14 protein-coding genes are annotated in these 17,429 nt (G+C 33.5%); 6 read left to right on the top strand and 8 right to left on the bottom strand.

Going from position 1 to position 17,429, the window contains the following annotated elements; genetic code table 11:
• Positions 1 to 57: 57 nt before the first annotated feature.
• From ACPX19_RS12955 to ACPX19_RS12945, 3 genes are read left to right on the top strand one after another with little or no spacing between them, the layout of a single operon-like run.
• Positions 58 to 1,917, top strand: coding sequence for a DNA topoisomerase IV subunit B (locus ACPX19_RS12955; protein WP_426430440.1), 1,860 nt, complete (start codon positions 58 to 60; stop codon positions 1,915 to 1,917).
• A complete protein-coding gene (locus ACPX19_RS12950; RefSeq protein WP_426430439.1) occupies positions 1,914 to 2,387 on the top strand; it encodes a hypothetical protein in 474 nt (157 codons plus the stop codon). Before ACPX19_RS12955 ends, ACPX19_RS12950 begins: the two co-directional genes overlap by 4 nt.
• Positions 2,388 to 5,060: a DNA gyrase/topoisomerase IV subunit A gene (locus tag ACPX19_RS12945; protein ID WP_426430438.1), complete on the top strand. Its 2,673-nt coding sequence runs from the start codon at positions 2,388 to 2,390 to the stop codon at positions 5,058 to 5,060. It abuts the gene before it with no gap.
• Between the two features lie 6 nt (positions 5,061 to 5,066).
• On the opposite strand, the gene ACPX19_RS12940 is transcribed toward ACPX19_RS12945, so the two are convergent.
• Genes ACPX19_RS12940 through ACPX19_RS12930 form a run of 3 tightly spaced genes read right to left on the bottom strand, consistent with a single transcriptional unit; the run spans position 5,067 to position 6,662 of the window.
• Complete coding sequence (locus ACPX19_RS12940) at positions 5,067 to 5,861, bottom strand: TerC family protein (RefSeq protein ID WP_426430437.1); 795 nt, start codon at positions 5,859 to 5,861, stop codon at positions 5,067 to 5,069.
• Positions 5,862 to 5,866: 5 nt separating this feature from the next.
• Positions 5,867 to 6,259, bottom strand: coding sequence for a hypothetical protein (locus ACPX19_RS12935; RefSeq protein WP_426430436.1), 393 nt, complete (start codon positions 6,257 to 6,259; stop codon positions 5,867 to 5,869).
• 40 nt (positions 6,260 to 6,299) lie between these two features.
• Positions 6,300 to 6,662: a helix-turn-helix domain-containing protein gene (locus tag ACPX19_RS12930; RefSeq protein ID WP_426430435.1), complete on the bottom strand. Its 363-nt coding sequence runs from the start codon at positions 6,660 to 6,662 to the stop codon at positions 6,300 to 6,302.
• 302 nt (positions 6,663 to 6,964) lie between these two features.
• Here ACPX19_RS12930 and ACPX19_RS12925 point away from each other — a divergent pair, with 302 nt between their 5' ends.
• Both ACPX19_RS12925 and ACPX19_RS12920 read left to right on the top strand, forming a co-directional pair.
• On the top strand, positions 6,965 to 8,110 hold the full coding sequence (locus ACPX19_RS12925; protein ID WP_426430434.1) for a M14 family metallopeptidase: 1,146 nt from the start codon (positions 6,965 to 6,967) through the stop codon (positions 8,108 to 8,110).
• A gap of 74 nt (positions 8,111 to 8,184) precedes the next feature.
• Positions 8,185 to 8,664 (top strand): Lrp/AsnC family transcriptional regulator, encoded by a 480-nt coding sequence (locus ACPX19_RS12920; RefSeq protein ID WP_426430433.1) that lies wholly within the window; start codon positions 8,185 to 8,187, stop codon positions 8,662 to 8,664.
• 62 nt (positions 8,665 to 8,726) lie between these two features.
• On the opposite strand, the gene aroB is transcribed toward ACPX19_RS12920, so the two are convergent.
• A complete protein-coding gene (gene aroB / locus ACPX19_RS12915) occupies positions 8,727 to 9,800 on the bottom strand; it encodes a 3-dehydroquinate synthase (RefSeq protein WP_426430432.1) in 1,074 nt (357 codons plus the stop codon).
• A 99-nt stretch (positions 9,801 to 9,899) separates the two neighbouring features.
• On the opposite strand from aroB, the gene ACPX19_RS12910 reads away from it, so the two are divergent.
• A complete protein-coding gene (locus tag ACPX19_RS12910) occupies positions 9,900 to 11,072 on the top strand; it encodes a proline dehydrogenase family protein (protein ID WP_426430431.1) in 1,173 nt (390 codons plus the stop codon).
• Positions 11,073 to 11,124: 52 nt separating this feature from the next.
• Here the strand turns inward: ACPX19_RS12910 and ACPX19_RS12905 are convergent, their stop codons facing one another.
• From ACPX19_RS12905 to ACPX19_RS12890, 4 genes are read right to left on the bottom strand one after another with little or no spacing between them, the layout of a single operon-like run.
• Positions 11,125 to 13,491, bottom strand: coding sequence for a GumC family protein (locus ACPX19_RS12905; RefSeq protein WP_426430430.1), 2,367 nt, complete (start codon positions 13,489 to 13,491; stop codon positions 11,125 to 11,127).
• A 17-nt stretch (positions 13,492 to 13,508) separates the two neighbouring features.
• Positions 13,509 to 14,288 carry a polysaccharide biosynthesis/export family protein gene (locus ACPX19_RS12900; protein ID WP_426430429.1) on the bottom strand — a complete coding sequence of 260 codons (780 nt, stop codon included), beginning with the start codon at positions 14,286 to 14,288 and terminating at the stop codon, positions 13,509 to 13,511.
• A gap of 36 nt (positions 14,289 to 14,324) precedes the next feature.
• A complete protein-coding gene (locus tag ACPX19_RS12895; RefSeq protein ID WP_426430428.1) occupies positions 14,325 to 16,220 on the bottom strand; it encodes a polysaccharide biosynthesis protein in 1,896 nt (631 codons plus the stop codon).
• Positions 16,214 to 17,341 (bottom strand): DegT/DnrJ/EryC1/StrS family aminotransferase, encoded by a 1,128-nt coding sequence (locus tag ACPX19_RS12890; protein WP_426430427.1) that lies wholly within the window; start codon positions 17,339 to 17,341, stop codon positions 16,214 to 16,216. Before ACPX19_RS12890 ends, ACPX19_RS12895 begins: the two co-directional genes overlap by 7 nt.
• Positions 17,342 to 17,429 lie beyond the last annotated feature (88 nt).

The following is a 17,429-nucleotide window of genomic DNA, read 5'->3' as shown; positions in this document are numbered from 1 at the left end:
ATTTTTTGAGGTATAGTCTTATATTAGCGTTCTATCATTAATTTCGTCCTAATTTCTATGGCAGAACATACTAATTATACTGAAGACAATATTCGTTCACTCGATTGGAAGGAACATATCAGGATGCGTCCTGGTATGTATATCGGAAAATTAGGTGATGGATCCTCTCCAGATGATGGTATTTATATTCTTCTCAAAGAAGTACTCGATAACTCTATTGATGAGTTTGTTATGGGTGCTGGTAAAAGCATTGAAATTTCCATACAAGGCGATCGTGTTATTGTGCGCGATTATGGTCGTGGTATTCCGTTAGGGAAGGTGGTAGACGTTGTATCTAAGATGAATACTGGTGGAAAGTACGATTCTAAAGCCTTTAAAAAGTCCGTAGGTCTTAATGGTGTTGGTACCAAAGCGGTTAATGCATTATCATCCTATTTTAGAGTTGAATCTACCAGAGATGGAAAATCAGCTTCTGCTGAATTTGAAATAGGAGAATTAAAAGATCAGGAATTCTTAGACGATACTTCGAGACGAAAAGGAACTAAGGTCACTTTTGTGCCAGATGAAAGCATTTTTAAAAACTACAAATTCAGAAATGAATATGTAGTGAAGATGTTGAAGAACTACGTATACCTTAATCCTGGATTGACTATAATTTTTAATGGTGAAAAATATTATAGTGAAAACGGTTTAAAGGATTTGCTTTCTGAAAATATCAACAAAAGCGATATGCTTTACCCAATTATTCATTTAAGGGGAGACGATATTGAAGTGGCTATAACTCATAGTAAATCGCAATATAGCGAAGAGTACCACTCGTTTGTTAATGGGCAGAACACCACACAAGGTGGAACGCATTTAGCAGCTTTTAGAGAAGCCGTTGTTAAAACAATCCGTGAGTTTTATGGCAAAAACTATGATGCATCAGATGTAAGAAAATCTATTGTATCTGCTATTGCCATTAAGGTTATGGAGCCTGTTTTTGAAAGTCAGACCAAAACCAAACTAGGTTCTACGGACATGGGTGGCGATTTGCCAACCGTCCGTACGTATATCAACGATTTTGTAAAAACCTATTTAGATAATTATTTGCATAAAAATCCTGAAGCAGCTGAAAAGATTCAGCGCAAAATTCTTCAGGCAGAGCGAGAGCGAAAAGAGTTGTCTGGTATTAGAAAACTTGCCAAAGAACGTGCTAAAAAAGCAAGTCTTCACAATAAGAAACTTCGCGATTGTCGTATTCATTTTGGTGATACCAAAAAGGATGGTTACTTGGACACCACCTTGTTTATTACGGAGGGAGATTCGGCTTCTGGTAGTATCACAAAATCTAGGGATGTCAACACTCAAGCGGTTTTTAGTTTAAAAGGGAAGCCTTTAAATTCTTATGGGTTAAGCAAAAAGATTGTGTATGAGAATGAAGAATTCAATCTTTTACAAGCCGCTTTAAACATTGAAGAATCTGTTGAGGATTTAAGATACAACAACATAGTTATCGCAACTGATGCCGACGTAGATGGTATGCATATTAGATTGCTTTTAATTACATTTTTCTTGCAGTTTTTTCCTGAAGTCATTAAAGAAGGGCATTTATATATCTTGCAAACACCATTGTTTAGAGTTCGTAATAAGAAAGAAACGATTTATTGCTATTCTGACGAAGAACGCAGAAACGCTATTGAAAAATTAAAGCCTAAACCAGAAATTACGCGCTTTAAGGGATTGGGTGAGATTTCGCCAGATGAGTTTAAGCATTTTATAGGTGATGATATACGTTTAGATCCTGTGATGTTGGACAAGGATATGTCCATTGAAGAGTTATTGTCTTTCTACATGGGCAAAAACACACCATCACGTCAAGAATTCATCATAGAAAATCTTAAGGTAGAACTTGATATTGTTGAAGAAAACGCATGAGGACCGACAATAGAAAAGTGAAAAACACTGTTGTATCTATCTATTTTATACTTATTGTCTTTAGTATATTATTGGCAACAGTATTTAGATCTCTAGACGTTTTTGTTGACAGTACATTTTTTGTGTTTTTGGGCTTGTTCATTGTTTTGGTGTTATTTCATTCTATTGCAGGTTATTTTGAGTACGATAGTGATGGCGCAAAAATTATAATATTGAATAAGGGACTTATATTAACGGAGTACATCAACTATAGGGAAAATAAGATTGAAATCGCAAGATCTGAACTTGTCGGTTTTAAAATCAATGATTACATACTTTATAAGTCATTGGTGATTTTGTATAAGACCTATGATGGGAGGAAAGCTAAGGAGCGTTTTAACGTAACGCTGTTGAAACCCAAGAAGCTGAAGTACGTAAAGCAATCATTAAGTAAAACAGTAAAAGCTAATAGAAAGCTCAAACAAGGATAAATGGCAGAAGAACAACAAGACGATTTGTTAAATGATGAGAATAGTAATCAAGAAACGATTACTAAAGTTACCGGAATGTACAAAGACTGGTTCTTGGATTATGCATCTTACGTAATTTTAGAACGTGCAGTACCGGCCATAGAAGATGGTTTTAAGCCTGTACAGCGTCGTATTATGCACTCCATGAAAGATTTGGATGATGGTCGTTACAACAAGGTGGCAAATATTGTAGGTCATACGATGCAATACCATCCACATGGTGATGCAAGCATTGCAGATGCTATGGTGCAAATTGGTCAGAAAGATTTATTGATTGATACTCAAGGTAACTGGGGAAATATCTTAACAGGTGATGGTGCTGCAGCATCACGTTATATAGAAGCAAGGCTTTCAAAATTCGCCCTTGATGTTGTTTATAATCCAAAAATAACTGAATGGCAAGCTTCTTACGATGGTAGACGTAAAGAGCCTATAAATCTTCCAGTAATGTTCCCTTTGCTTTTGGCTCAGGGAGGTGAAGGTATTGCGGTTGGACTTTCGACTAAAATTTTACCACATAACTTTATTGAGCTAATAGATGCCTCTGTTAAACATTTAAAAGGAAAGCGATTCACTTTATACCCAGATTTTCCTACAGCTGGTATTGCAGATATTAGCAATTATAATGATGGTTTACGTGGCGGAAAAGTTAGAGTTCGTGCTAAAATTTCACAGCTAGATAAAAACACACTTGTAATCACAGAAATTCCATTTGGAACTACAACTTCATCCTTGATTGATTCCATTTTAAAAGTGAACGATAAGGGTAAGATTAAAATAAAGCGAATTGAAGATAATACAGCAGCTGAAGTTGAGATATTAATTCATTTGCCTCCAGGTTTATCGCCAGATAAAACCATAGATGCGCTTTATGCTTTTACGGCTTGCGAAACGTCTATTTCACCTTTGGGTTGCGTTATTGAAGACAATAAACCTTTATTCATTGGTGTTACTGAGATGCTCCGACGTTCCACAGATAATACCGTGCAACTTTTAAAGCAGGATCTAGAAATAAAGCTTGATGAGTTTGAAGAGCAGTGGCACTTCGCCTCGCTAGAGCGAATCTTTATTGAAAATAGAATTTATCGTGATATTGAGGAAGAAGAAACCTGGGAAGGAGTAATTCAAGCCATAGATAAAGGGCTGCAGCCACATATAAAACATTTAAAACGAGCCATTACCGAAGAAGATATTGTTCGTTTAACCGAAATAAGAATTAAGCGCATTTCAAAATTTGATATTGATAAGGCACAACAAAAAATTGAGGCTTTAGAAGATCAAATTGCTGAGGTTAAGCACCATTTAGCTAATCTTATAGACTATGCTATTGCATATTTTGAAAGACTTAAGAAAGATTATGGCGAAGGTAAGGAACGTAAGACCGAGCTGCGCACCTTTGACGATGTAGATGCTACTAAGGTTGTTATTAGAAACACAAAACTCTATGTTAATAGGGAAGAAGGTTTTATAGGAACTTCCCTTAAACGTGATGAATATGTCTGTGATTGTAGCGACATTGACGATATAATTGTTTTTACCCAAGATGGTAAAATGATGGTGACTAAAGTGGATTCTAAGACCTTTGTTGGTAAGAACATAATCCATGTTGCCGTATTTAAGAAAAAAGACAAGCGTACAATATATAATATGATCTATCGAGATGGTAAAAAAGGACCATCTTATGTTAAACGCTTTGCGGTAACAGGTGTTACTAGGGATAGAGAGTATGACCTAACGAATGGGAATGACGGTTCTACTGTGTGGTATTTTTCAGCAAATCCAAATGGTGAGGCCGAAGTCGTAACTGTAATGCTAAGGCAAGTTGGCAGCATTAAAAAATTAAAATGGGATTTGGATTTTGCCGAAGTTTTAATCAAAGGTCGTGCGTCTAAAGGCAATTTGGTAACTAAATATTCTGTAAAGCGTATAGAACTCAAGGAAAAAGGTATTTCTACATTAAAACCTCGGAGAATATGGTTTGATGACACAGTACAGCGTCTTAATGTAGATGGAAGAGGTGAGCTTATTGGTGAATTTAGGGGGGAAGATCGTTTATTGGTGATTACCCAATCTGGTATAGTTAAAACCATTATGCCCGAACTAACGACTCATTTCGATAGCGATATGATTGTTCTTGAAAAGTGGATTCCTAAAAAACCAATATCTGCTATTTACTATGATGGAGAAAAGGAACGGTATTTTGTAAAGCGCTTTTTAATTGAGCAAGAAGGAAAAGAAGAAACATTTATATCTAGTCACCCAAATTCTCAGCTAGAGATTGTATCAACAGATTGGAGACCAATGGCTGAGGTAGAGTTTACTAAAGAGCGCGGTAAAGATCGCAAGCCGAACATGGAGGTTAATCTTGAAGAGTTTATTGCCGTAAAAGGCATTAATGCCCTTGGAAATCAGTTGACCAAAGAAAAGATAAATCAAATTAGTTTATTAGATCCATTACCTTTTGAAGCTCCAGAAGAAGTGCATGCTGATGAGTTGGACGTAGTGGATGAAGAAACTGTGTCTGTAGATTTAGAGGTTGATAACACAGAAGTAAATAATGACTCTTCTAATAATGGTGATAGCGATGACGACGATTTAGAGGTTGATGATAAAGGCCAAGTGACACTTTTCTAATTCACATTATTTTTCTTTAGGGTTCTTTTTTGTTTTGAAATTCAAGAACTCTACAAACAGAGAAAATGCAATTGCAAAATACAGGTAGCCTTTAGGTATTGCTCCAACAGTTTTTCCAAAAAATTCAGTATGGGATAAGTGAGCAGCTTCAGTTATTAGCATAAAGCCAATAAGAATTAAAAATGCCAATCCTAGTATCTGCATACTCGGATTACGGTCTATGAATTTTCGGATTGGGTTTGCAAAACCTATCATTACAGCTATGGATATTACAACAGCTATAATCATTAATATTAGTGTATAGTTGCTATTTGGATGCAAGCCATTGGTCATCCCAACTGCTGTTAAAATAGAATCTACTGAAAAAATAAAGTCAATGATTAGGATTTGTGTTATGGCTTGAGATAAAGACTTAATAATTTTAGATTTTATCCCTTTTTCGTCATGACTTGGATCCTCGACTTTTTCTCTAATTTCTGAGGTACTTTTATAAATTAAAAAAAGCCCGCCAGAAAATAAAATAATGGCTTGCCAGCTTAGTGCAATTTTAAACCATTCGGATTCGTATTCTAAAAAAGGTTCGCTTAACCCTACCAAAAATGATACAAAGAACAATAACACAATTCTTTGCACCATTGCTAAAACTAAACCTATGTTAGTAGCCTTGCTTCTTTGATTTTCAGGAAGTTTATTGGCTGCAATGGAAATAAAAACAATGTTATCTATACCAAGGATAATTTCTAAAAAGGTCAGCGTTAAAAGCGCCATTATGGCATCAGATGTAAATAAAAAATCTAACATACGATTTAGTTAATTCTATAAGCGACCCCTTTTTCGCTTCGTAATGGTTTATTGGGTTTCTTTACTGCAAGCTTATATTCAAAAGTATATGAAGATATTCCATCAGTTGTAAGAATCTTCATATGAATTGCATCTATTTCTGCATTTGTCTTAGGGTTTAGCTTTTTTAGGATAAACTCACAGTCGTTAATCCAACGTACTGAAGATGAATCTACTTTTCCTTCATAATAATCTATGTTTAGAGAGTCTGTCCTAATGAATCTCCCTGTTTTTTTAACACCATCGATAGTATAATCGAATCCAAATTCTCCAGTTTTAAAATCAGCGCAATTACGCTCAACCTCAAAACAATTGGTAAATAGCAATAAAAAGGCACAAAGCAATAAAATGTTTTTCATCTCTCTAGTTTATACAAAGATAACTTAGTAGTATGAAATTTTACGGAATATAACTTTTAAAAGTTCCGTCTTTGTAAAAGATGACTATTTTCTCAATTTTAGGATTTTGGTCTTTAGATGTATTTTTAATTTCTATATCTAATTCTGTGCTAGGGATGTTTGAAGTTATCTTTTCTGTTGAAGGAAAATCCCCTTTTCCATTTAACAGCCAATACAATTCTACTTCGGGATAGAAGTGAAGCACCTTCATTACAAAGTCTAAACTAGGTTTATTTCTACCAGAAAGAATATGCGAAATACTTGATCGTTGAACGCCTATTTTTTCTGCAAAACTAGATGCGGTTTCGTCATAAAAATCTATAACTATTTGTAAACGACTAGCAAATTCAGATGAGTTTATCATTGTAAACAAGCATTTTGTTTCTTTAACGATACAAATGTAAACAATAGTATCTTCTCAATTGATGTTTTAGTGTTAATCTTTGATTTATAATTAAAGTTTAACTTCATTTTTTTTATTTAAAAAACTGAAAATTAATATTTTAAATCATTAATAACTTTGTTATTGAATTTTCTTCAGTACTAATTGTCATATACGTTTGTTTTAGGTAGTGAAGTGTATACATGTGTAACAAAGTACTATTATTTTAATGTTTACAATTGTAAAAAACCAAATGATTACATTTGTAAATCATAAAATTCTTAATGAAATTAGAACAGCTTAAAAGTTTATTTTCTTTACTCAAAATACCTGATTTATACGGAAGGTATATTACCAATTCAGACATTGAAAAATGCCTTAAAAAAATACCTGATTCTATAAGTTCGGTAGTTGGTTATTCTGTAGAGCAAAGACCGATATATTGTTTAAAGTTTGGAAAGGGTAACAAAAAAGTTTTGATGTGGTCTCAGATGCATGGTAATGAGTCCACAACGACAAAGGCTCTTTTTGATTGTTTTAATTTATTCCTTACCAACAACGCAATATCAAATTCTATTTTAGACACTTGCACAATTTTAGTTATACCAATTCTTAATCCAGATGGTGCTGAGCGTTATACACGTTTAAATGCTAATGATATTGATTTAAATAGAGATGCACAAGATTTATCTCAGCCAGAAAGCAAGATTCTAAGAAAGACTTTTGATGAGTTTAAGCCCGATTTTTGCTTTAATTTCCATGGACAACGTACCATATACAATGTAGGTGGAACAGGTAATTCGTCCATATTATCTTTTTTATCTCCTGCGCAAAATGAACAGCGAACGCTAACTAATAATAGAAAAGAAGCTATGGCATTGATAGTTGAAATCAACTCGATGCTTCAACAAGTTATACCTCATGGTGTAGCGAGATACGATGATGGTTTTAATCTTAATTGTGTTGGAGATACATTTCAAAGCTTAGGTGTGCCAACAGTTCTGTTTGAAGCTGGGCATTACCCTAGTGATTATAATAGAGAAGAGGTAAGGTATTTGATGTTTTTAGCTATTTTAAAGGCTTTAGAAACTGTTACAAATGGAATAGACATTAGCACGCATGAGGATTATTTTAAAATCCCTGAAAACGCTAAACAGTTTTATGATATCATAATTAGGAATACGAAACTGGATGAAGTTTCATCTCAGTCTGTTGATTTAGGAATTCAATATCAAGAAACATTGATAAATCACAAGATCGATTTTGTTCCAAAAGTTGAAATCATTTCAAACTTAGATGGATTTTATGGACACAGGGAAATAGATGCCAAATATAAATTAGTGAAAAGTCAAAATGGTACAACCATAAAAGTTGCTAACGAAAACGATTTCGTATTGATAAATAATGAAAAGATCTCACTAAAACCTTAAAAAATCTCGTTTTTGATGCGTAATTGATAATAAAAATACTTTAATTTTGCATAAAGTTTAAATATTATACGATTATGGCAAAGTTTAAATTAGACGAAGTTGACCACCAAATACTGGATATGCTTATTGATAATACGCGTATTCCTTTTACGGATATAGCAAAAAAATTATTGATTTCTGCAGGTACGGTTCATGTACGTGTAAAGAAAATGGAAGAAGCAGGAATCATTAAAGGTTCTTCTTTGACTTTAGATTATAAAAAATTAGGGTACTCTTTTATTGCCTATGTCGGTGTTTTTCTTCAAAATACGTCACAGACTAAGTTTGTTTTAGAACGTATTGAAACTATACCTTTTGTAACTGTAGCTCATATCACCACAGGAAAATTCAATATCTTCTGTAAGATTAGAGCTAAAAACACAATGCATGCTAAGGATATCATCTTTAGAATAGACGATATAGAAGGAGTTTATAGAACAGAGACCATGATATCGTTAGAGGAAAGTATAAACGATAAAAAACGTCTTATGCACACTATATTCAATGAAATGTAGGAGTAAAAGATTAAAAATCATAAAACAAAAACCCCTTGGTATTAGCTAAGGGGTTTTTATTTTTAATAAGAGTTATAATGGTTAAATGCTTCAAATATAATTTTATTATCAACTTCACAGTCTATTTTTGGTTTGCCAATTGCCTCCAATAACACAAAATTTACTATGCCATGACTGTTTTTTTTGTCATATTTCAATAGATTTATAATGGCTTTTTGGTCATTTTCAGTAATTTCTACTTTTGTAAATGTTTTTAAAATTCCTTCTTCAATTTCCTCAAGCTCTTTATTATTTAGGCCAACTGTTTTTGTAGAGATAAAGGATTCCAGTAACATGCCTATAGCAATGGCTTCTCCATGTAACAAAGGAACTTTGTCACCATTGCCTAAAAAGTAACTTTCAACGGCATGGCCTAGAGTATGTCCGAAGTTTAAAACTTTCCGAAGGCCTTTTTCTGTTGGATCTTCAGATACTATATTGTTTTTTATGATAACAGAATCATAAATCATGCTGTCTAAAGCAGAACCATCTAAATTCTCAAAATTTACAAGACTATTCCAATAAGATTTATTACTAATCAAACCATGTTTTAACATTTCAGCATAACCGGAAACCATATGATTGTTTGGTAATGTTTCTAAAAATGAAGTGTCGATCAAAACCATTCCACCTTCGCTAATAACACCTATCTGATTTTTTAAATTACCAAGATCTACACCTGTTTTACCACCAACGGAAGCATCTACCATTGCCAATAAAGATGTAGGCACATTAATGTAATCTATACCACGCATATATGTACTAGCAACAAAACCACCAAGATCTGTGACAACTCCGCCACCTAAATTTATCATAAGGCTTTTTCTGTCCGCATAATACTCGGACATAGCTTCCCATACACCTGTGCAAATATCTATGGTTTTATGATCTTCGCCTTCAGGCATTTCCATAACCTCGACAATAATATCACCAGATTCAACTTTGGACAAAAACTTAGGTAAGCAGGCGTCATGTGTATTTGTATCTACTAGAACAAATATTTTGGATGGATTCGTTGATTTTATATACGCATTAAGTTCAGGGTAAGCATTATCATTAAAATGAACAATTGAATTTTTTGTCTTTATGGATTTCATTTTGGTAATTCCTCGGTTTTTGCAGCGAAAATACTCCCTTTTTTTAGAAAAAAATAAGCGAAGGATTAAATATATTTGCATTATTTACTTTTAAAACACATGATTAATCGTTCTCTCTTTGAAAATACAGCGACAGCCTTTGCATTAAAATCTGATTCTGAATTAGAGCGTGCTTACTTCTTGTTTAAAATGATTTCTTCTCAACCGCTAGTTCGCATAGGCACTGCAGCTACAAACTTTGCCCTAAAGGCTAATTTGCCCGTGGAAGGTTTAATACGTTCTACCGTCTTTGATCATTTTTGTGGAGGTGTTAATGAGGAGGATTGTTTATCCGTTATAGATAAATTGTACACTAAAGGCGTTAGCTCTGTTTTGGATTATTCGGTTGAAGGTAAAGAAGTAGAAGAGGAGTTTGATAATGCACTTGAAAAGATTTTAAAAATCATTCAATTTTGTGAAGAAAGAGATGCTATGCCAATCGTAGTATTTAAACCAACTGGATTTGGAAGATTTTTGTTGTATCAAAAGAAAACAGAAGGAAAAGAATTTACTTCATCAGAAAAAGAAGAGTGGGATAGAATTGTAAGTAGATTTGACTCGGTTTGTAAACTAGCAAAAGAAAAGGATGTAGAGGTTTTGATCGATGCCGAAGAAAGTTGGATGCAAGATGCAGCTGATGATCTGGTGGAAGATATGATGCGTAAATATAATAAGGGCAAAACGATTGTCTATAATACGCTTCAGTGCTATCGTTGGGATAGATTGGATTATCTTAAAGCTTTACATGAACATGGAAAGAATGATGGTTTTAATATTGGGGTAAAAATAGTGCGTGGTGCTTACATGGAAAAAGAGCGTAATAGGGCCGAAGAAAAGGGATATAAATCACCTATTTGTGATAACAAAAAGGATACTGACGATACCTTTAATAGCACACTTACTTATATTTTAGAAAACATAAATGATATTTCGGTTTTTATTGGTACACACAATGAGGAAAGTTGCTATTTAGCCATGGAGCTGATGGGAAAATACAATATCAATAAAGAAGATAATAATGTTTGGTTTGGTCAGCTATATGGAATGAGTGATCATATAAGCTATAATCTAGCTGCAGAGGGTTACAATGTCGCTAAATACATTCCTTTTGGACCAGTAAAAGATGTAATGCCTTACCTTATTAGAAGGGCAGAGGAGAACACCTCAGTTGCAGGGCAGACCAATAGGGAGTTAACCCTATTGAAAACGGAAAAGAAAAGACGTAAATTATAAACGCCCTATCTATGCGATAAGGCGTTTTATAAAATTTAACTCTTTTTCTTAGTTAAGAAAAACTATACCATTTCTTTTTACGATTAGGATTGTTTCCGTAACCGTATCCATAGCCATAGCCATAGCCTTTTTTGCCTGGCTTAACACCATTTAGTAACATTGTCATTTTAGGAAGTCGTTTATCTTCGTATAATGGTTGAGCTATACTAACTAGTCTTCTTTTATCTACATTGTCGGCACTTACTACATAGATAAATAGGTCTGCAAATTCAGATATCAATAAAGTATCACTTACTAAACCTACAGCAGATGTATCTGCAACTATATAATCATATTTCTTTTCAAAATATTTAAAAAGTTCAGCAACTCTAGGACTCATCAATAATTCAGATGGATTTGGTGGAATTGTTCCGGAAGGAATTATGTCTAAAAATTTATTTTCAGGATGTTTTACAACAATATCTTGAGGTTTTATAGAATTATCAACTATGTAATCTGATAAGCCTTTGCTAGGTTTCTCACTGATCCCTAAATAATCTATTATTTTAGGAACACGGATATCCATTTCTATTAAAAGTACAGACTTTTCTGAAAATGATATTGAGCTAGCTAGATTAGTGCTGGTATGAGATTTTCCTTCTTGGGCTTTTGTGGAAGTTACAAAAAGCCTTTTTTGTTGATCTTTTAAATCCCTAAGAATAAAATCGATATTAGACCTGATAATTCTGAAAGCTTCAGCTTTAGGTGAATAGTCAACACGCTTAATAAGTTTTTGTTTTTTCGAAGTTTTAGGAATATCTCCTAAATAAGGCACATCCAATATGCTTGTTAAATCATTCTTATTGTAAACCTTAGAGTCTAAAAGATCGATTAGATAAATTATTCCAATAGGTATCATTAAGCCCAAAATAAGAGAGGCCATATAGATTATTGTGGGCTTAGGAGCAATAGGCAAGTAAGATGAATAAGCATTCTCAATGATCTTAGCGTTAGGTGTATACATACCAAGTCTAATGGCGGACTCCTCACGTTTTTCTAAGAGATATAAGTACAAAGATTCTTTAATATCTTGTTGTCTTTTAATATCTCTAAACTGTCTTGCTTTTGTTGGAGCAGCATAAAGCTGACCACGAATTCTAGAATTTTCCTTGTTCAAATTATTTAAAGTCAGTTCAGAAGTTTGCTTCATATTACTCAGTGAACGTTCTATATTAGACTTGATAGCATTTATTTGATCATTAAGGTTTATGATAACAGGGTTTTTCGGACTAGAATTTTTTAGTATTCTATTTCGCTCAGCAACTAATTCATTATGGCTAGCAATCATTTGGGCTGTTGAAGCATCACCAATACCAACATCAGCAGGAAGCATGTCGCTACTTCTGCCTTCTGCCTTAATCTCTTCTTGTAGGTATGAAATTTTTTCAATATTAATGGAAGTACTTACAATTTGCTGTTCTAGTTGTTTGTTTGCTTGTAGGTTAAGGTCTGCTTGCGAGCCTAAAGCGGTTAGGTTATTTCTTTTTTGAAGCTCTTCAGCAGTGTAATCAACCTCTTCTAATTCCTGCGAAACCTTTTGAAGTCTATTTGTAATGAAATCTGAAGTTACTTTAACAACTTCTTCTTTGTCTTTAAGTACATCATTATTATATTCTTTAATCAGTTCGTTTAAATAGTCAACAGCTCTTTTTGCAACAGTTTCTTTTAACTCTAAGCCCATTACACTAGAACCTTTTTCAGTTGTAATAGCTACATTTTTAGTGTATAGATTAACTAGCTTTCTAACAGGAATTATCGCAATTTTTATATTAGTTCCAGTTTTTGGAGCATATTTACCATCGTTTGGTACTATGTAAAAACCTCCATAAGGGGTATCAACTTTTTCGCCAAAATCATATAGTTTACCATCTGTATCTTCTCTATCATCGAAAACAGACTGTTCTTTTTCATTAAAAAGTAGGTACTGAGTAGGTGATTTTATTTTAATGAATAATTCTTGGCTTATTCTGTCAATGATAGAGTCACTCTCATAAAAATTTATTTTGATAGGAGCATTTTTGTAAAATTCCTTTTCTTTTATTTTACCATCGGCATAATACCTAATATTAAGATCTAGCTTTTTAATGATGTTTTCAGCTATTTCACGAGACCTTATGACTCTAATCTCATCTTTGATTTTGTCTGCACCACCTGAAAATAATCCACCAGTCTTTACATCGTCTAAACTTGGCAACTTTTGTGATTGCTCTTCGTCTCTGATTTTTATGGTTGCATTTGCCTTGTATTCATAATCTGTATAACGCAGATGGGTAAAACCAAGCATTAAAGCAATTATTACACAAAGAAGAATCCATTTCCAGTATGAAAGGAATAATTCTAAAGTTTGTTTTAAGTCTACAGTTGATGTGTTGGATTTCATAAATTGTAATTGCCTTCTTAATTTCTTACTAAGAATACTGCGATAATAGTAGTAAGTGTGCCAATAGCAGAAATTAATACACTATTGTTTTGATTATAAGTTGATGATCTAATCCTTGCATTGTTAGGCTCAACATAGATAACGTCATTTTGCTGAAGATAATATACAGGTGAATTTACAGCATTCACAGAGGTTAAGTCTATTTTGGCAAATTTCTTTTTGCCATCAACCTCTCTGATAAGTAAAACATTTTTACGTTTTCCAAATATAGTAAGATCATCTGCAAGTCCAAGAGCTTCTAACACAGTGATTCTTTCATCTTGAATGGTAAATGTTCCAGGGTTTCTAACCTCTCCTAGAATGGTAATTGTAAAGTTAGATAACCTAACATTAACGATTGGATTGGTTGCATATTCACTTATTTTTTCAACCAACATAGCTGTTAATTCTGTACGATTTAAACCAGCGACTTCTAACTTTCCTAATACAGGAAAATCAATATTTCCATCATAATCTATGAGGTAAGACTGAAATTGTCTAGGGCCATTAGCATTCATTAAATTAGTATCATTATTAGAGACCACTTGAAGATTAAAAGGCTTTACGGTATCAGGGTCTAGCGCAGATACATTAATGGTTAAGATATCGTCTGGTTTGTATATAATTGGTTTTGGTTCTGAAACTAAAACACCGTCTTCAATTGGCTCATCTTGAAAATAAACAATATTTTTTCTAGACCCACATGAAGTCAAAACTAAAATAGCTATAAATTGAAGTACAAGGTTGCGTGTTTTCATGGTTTTGTATTTAGTAGTAGTTTTGGTAATATTTGGTTATTTTTTTGAATCTAAAACCTCAAATGTAGAGTTGTTAGATATATATTCTGGTATTAATGCTTTAATATACGATACAATTTCTAATGGCTGTGTTAAGGAATTAATACTAGTTAATTTATTGATTTGTTTTTCAACAGTTTCTGTGTCTACATGTCTGGTTTTTGCTATCATGATTTTTTCATGATAGGTTTTCTTGGTATTCTCGCCATCTGCTAACAATTCTTCGTAGATTTTCTCTCCAGGTCGTAAACCAGTAATTTTAATATCGATATCTTCTGGATAACGTAAACCCGAAAGTATAATCATATTTTTAGCAAGGTTGAAAATTTTGATAGGCTCACCCATATCAAATACAAAAATTTCACCACCATTACCCATTGCTGCTGCTTCTAACACTAACTGGCATGCTTCAGGAATCGTCATAAAATAACGTGTTATTTCCTTGTGGGTTACTGTTAGAGGGCCTCCTTTTTCAATTTGTTTCTTGAAAAGAGGAATAACAGAACCGTTAGAGCCCAGTACATTACCAAAACGAGTTGTTATGAATTTAGTATGACCTTTACCTTTTAGACATGATACATATAACTCAGCAATACGTTTAGTTGCTCCCATTACATTAGTAGGGTTTACAGCTTTGTCAGTTGAAATCAAAACAAACTTATCAACACTGTGCTTTACTGCAACATCAACTACATTTTTAGTACCTCCAATATTGACACTAACAGCTTCAAAAGGATTGTTTTCCATCAATGGAACATGCTTATAGGCTGCAGCGTGAAAAACAATTTTAGGTTTATGTTGGTTGAATATTTGATCTATTCTTGTTTTGTTTCTAACATCTGCAACTATGGCGTCAATATTATCGAGGCCTTGTTGTCTAAACTCTTGTTGTATGTCATATAGAGCCGACTCTGCATTATCCACAAGGATAAGTTTCTTATAATTATAAAGACTTACTTTTCTGCAAATTTCACTACCAATAGAGCCTGCAGCACCTGTAATGAGTATAACTTTATTGTCATACTGGTCAATTAGGTCAGGGTTCTTGATATTTATAGGATCTCTTCCTAATAAATCCTCAATTTTAACCTCCTTTATTTGTCCTACACTTAAATCGCCGTCTATCCAACTTTGAACTGGTGGTACAATTTTCACCTTAAGCCCAAGATTAAACAAGTTTCCTGTTATTTGAAGTAATCTTGAGGGATCAATATTTTGTATTGAGATAATTACATCTTCAACTTCATTCTTTTTTATAAAGTCTTCATCAATATCAGAAAGGCCATAAACTGTAACTAAGTTTATTTTTTTGCCTATTTTTCTTTCGTCATCATCAATAAAACCAACAACTTCAAATCCACTTTTGGTGTCATTTTGGATAGCATCATAGGTTAACATTCCTGAATTGCCAGCACCAAAAATAAGAACGTTAGCTGTTTTATGAACGTCTTGTGTAATTTGGTTATATAATGATTTGATAAATAATTTAGCACCGATTAAAAAAAGTATATTTAATAATAAATGGATATAAATGATTGATCCTGATATATTAAAGATACTGTTATCATTCAATATCTTTCTGCTCAAAAAGGTGCAGCAAATAAGTATCGTCGCTAATATATTGGCACCAATGACAACGTTAATAATGTCTTTAAAACCTGTAAATCTTACTACGCCTTTGTATGTTCCTACTGCTATTAGGCTTATTGCAGCCACAATCATAACGTATGGTATCTGCTTTAGAAGGGTAGAAAAATCAAAATCTAACATAAAGTTATATCTAATTAAATAAGCCAAGAAAAAAGCTGCCGCTACTACCATAGTGTCAAATAGTAGCACTAGCCATTTAGAGGCATATCTCTTAGATATTTTATTTAGAAATTTTTCTAACATGCTGCAAAATACGTATTTATAGCTAAAATTACTCTATCCAATTCTTCTTTGCTTAAGTTTGACCCACTAGGCAAACATAGCCCTCTGTCAAACAACTCTTCCGAAACACCATTTAAGTAACTGGGAGCATCTTTAAAAATAGGTTGTAGGTGCATCGGTTTCCACAATGGTCTGGATTCTATGTTTTCTTTTTCTAAAGCCAGCCTTAAACCCTCCCTGGTTTCAAATGAGTCAAGCTGAATACATGATAACCAACGGTTAGAAAAATGACCTTCTGGTTCGTGTAAAAAAGTTATTTGATCGTTGTCTTTAAAAGTATTATAGTATAACTCGTGATTAGAACGACGCTTTTCAACATGACTATCTAAAATGGTCATTTGACCTCTTCCTATGCCTGCAACAATATTAGACATTCTGTAGTTGTAACCTATATGAGTATGCTGGTAATGAGGAGCATTATCTCTGGCCTGAGTTGCTAAAAAAACGGCCTTCTTTTTTTGAGCTTCAGTTCTAGTTACTAAAGCACCACCACCTGATGTGGTTATAATTTTATTTCCATTAAAGGAAAGAATAGATAAATCTCCGAATGTTCCGCAATTTTGACCTTTATAGTGGCTTCCTAGAGATTCTGCACTATCTTCAACAACAGGAATCTCATATTTATTGGCGATACTATGAATTTCATCTACTTTATATGGCATACCATAAAGATGTACAGCAATGATTGCTTTTGGCTTTTTGCCTTTAGAAATTCGGTCTCTAATAGCAATTTCTAATTGGGTAGGGCAGATATTCCAAGTGTCTTTCTCGCTGTCTACAAAAACAGGTGTGGCACCTTGGTAAACTATTGGATTTGCAGATGCAGAAAATGTTTTACTTTGGCAAATAACTTCATCACCAGTTGTAACTCCTAATAATATCAAGCTTAAGTGAAGGGCAGAAGTTCCAGATGCTAATGCAGCAACATGTATTTCTTCTTTTAGATAAGATTCTAAGTCTTTTTCGAAACCAGTTACGTTAGGGCCTAATGGTGCTACCCAATTGGTATCAAAAGCTTCTTTTATGTAAGTTTGTTCGGCTCCACTCATGTGAGGTGAAGACAACCATATTTTCGGTTTCATAAGTAAAATTGTTTAAGTAATTAATAATTACTATCTCAATTTCATGTCTTAGAGGGATTTGGGACACGATCTAAAATCGGTCTAAAGA

Source organism: Winogradskyella sp. HB-48, from assembly GCF_049942685.1.
Classification (GTDB): Bacteria; Bacteroidota; Bacteroidia; order Flavobacteriales; family Flavobacteriaceae; genus Winogradskyella.
The sequence above is the reverse complement of the archived record's forward strand: the minus strand, read 5'-3'. Positions and strand labels throughout refer to the sequence as shown.

Coding starts and splice junctions, on each gene's coding strand:
- ACPX19_RS12955 (WP_426430440.1), top strand. CDS start 58: ATGGCAGAACATACTAATTATACTGAAGACAATATTCGTTCACTCGAT.
- ACPX19_RS12950 (WP_426430439.1), top strand. CDS start 1,914: ATGAGGACCGACAATAGAAAAGTGAAAAACACTGTTGTATCTATCTAT.
- ACPX19_RS12945 (WP_426430438.1), top strand. CDS start 2,388: ATGGCAGAAGAACAACAAGACGATTTGTTAAATGATGAGAATAGTAAT.
- ACPX19_RS12940 (WP_426430437.1), bottom strand. CDS start 5,861: ATGTTAGATTTTTTATTTACATCTGATGCCATAATGGCGCTTTTAACG.
- ACPX19_RS12935 (WP_426430436.1), bottom strand. CDS start 6,259: ATGAAAAACATTTTATTGCTTTGTGCCTTTTTATTGCTATTTACCAAT.
- ACPX19_RS12930 (WP_426430435.1), bottom strand. CDS start 6,662: ATGATAAACTCATCTGAATTTGCTAGTCGTTTACAAATAGTTATAGAT.
- ACPX19_RS12925 (WP_426430434.1), top strand. CDS start 6,965: ATGAAATTAGAACAGCTTAAAAGTTTATTTTCTTTACTCAAAATACCT.
- ACPX19_RS12920 (WP_426430433.1), top strand. CDS start 8,185: ATGGCAAAGTTTAAATTAGACGAAGTTGACCACCAAATACTGGATATG.
- aroB (WP_426430432.1), bottom strand. CDS start 9,800: ATGAAATCCATAAAGACAAAAAATTCAATTGTTCATTTTAATGATAAT.
- ACPX19_RS12910 (WP_426430431.1), top strand. CDS start 9,900: ATGATTAATCGTTCTCTCTTTGAAAATACAGCGACAGCCTTTGCATTA.
- ACPX19_RS12905 (WP_426430430.1), bottom strand. CDS start 13,491: ATGAAATCCAACACATCAACTGTAGACTTAAAACAAACTTTAGAATTA.
- ACPX19_RS12900 (WP_426430429.1), bottom strand. CDS start 14,288: ATGAAAACACGCAACCTTGTACTTCAATTTATAGCTATTTTAGTTTTG.
- ACPX19_RS12895 (WP_426430428.1), bottom strand. CDS start 16,220: ATGTTAGAAAAATTTCTAAATAAAATATCTAAGAGATATGCCTCTAAA.
- ACPX19_RS12890 (WP_426430427.1), bottom strand. CDS start 17,341: ATGAAACCGAAAATATGGTTGTCTTCACCTCACATGAGTGGAGCCGAA.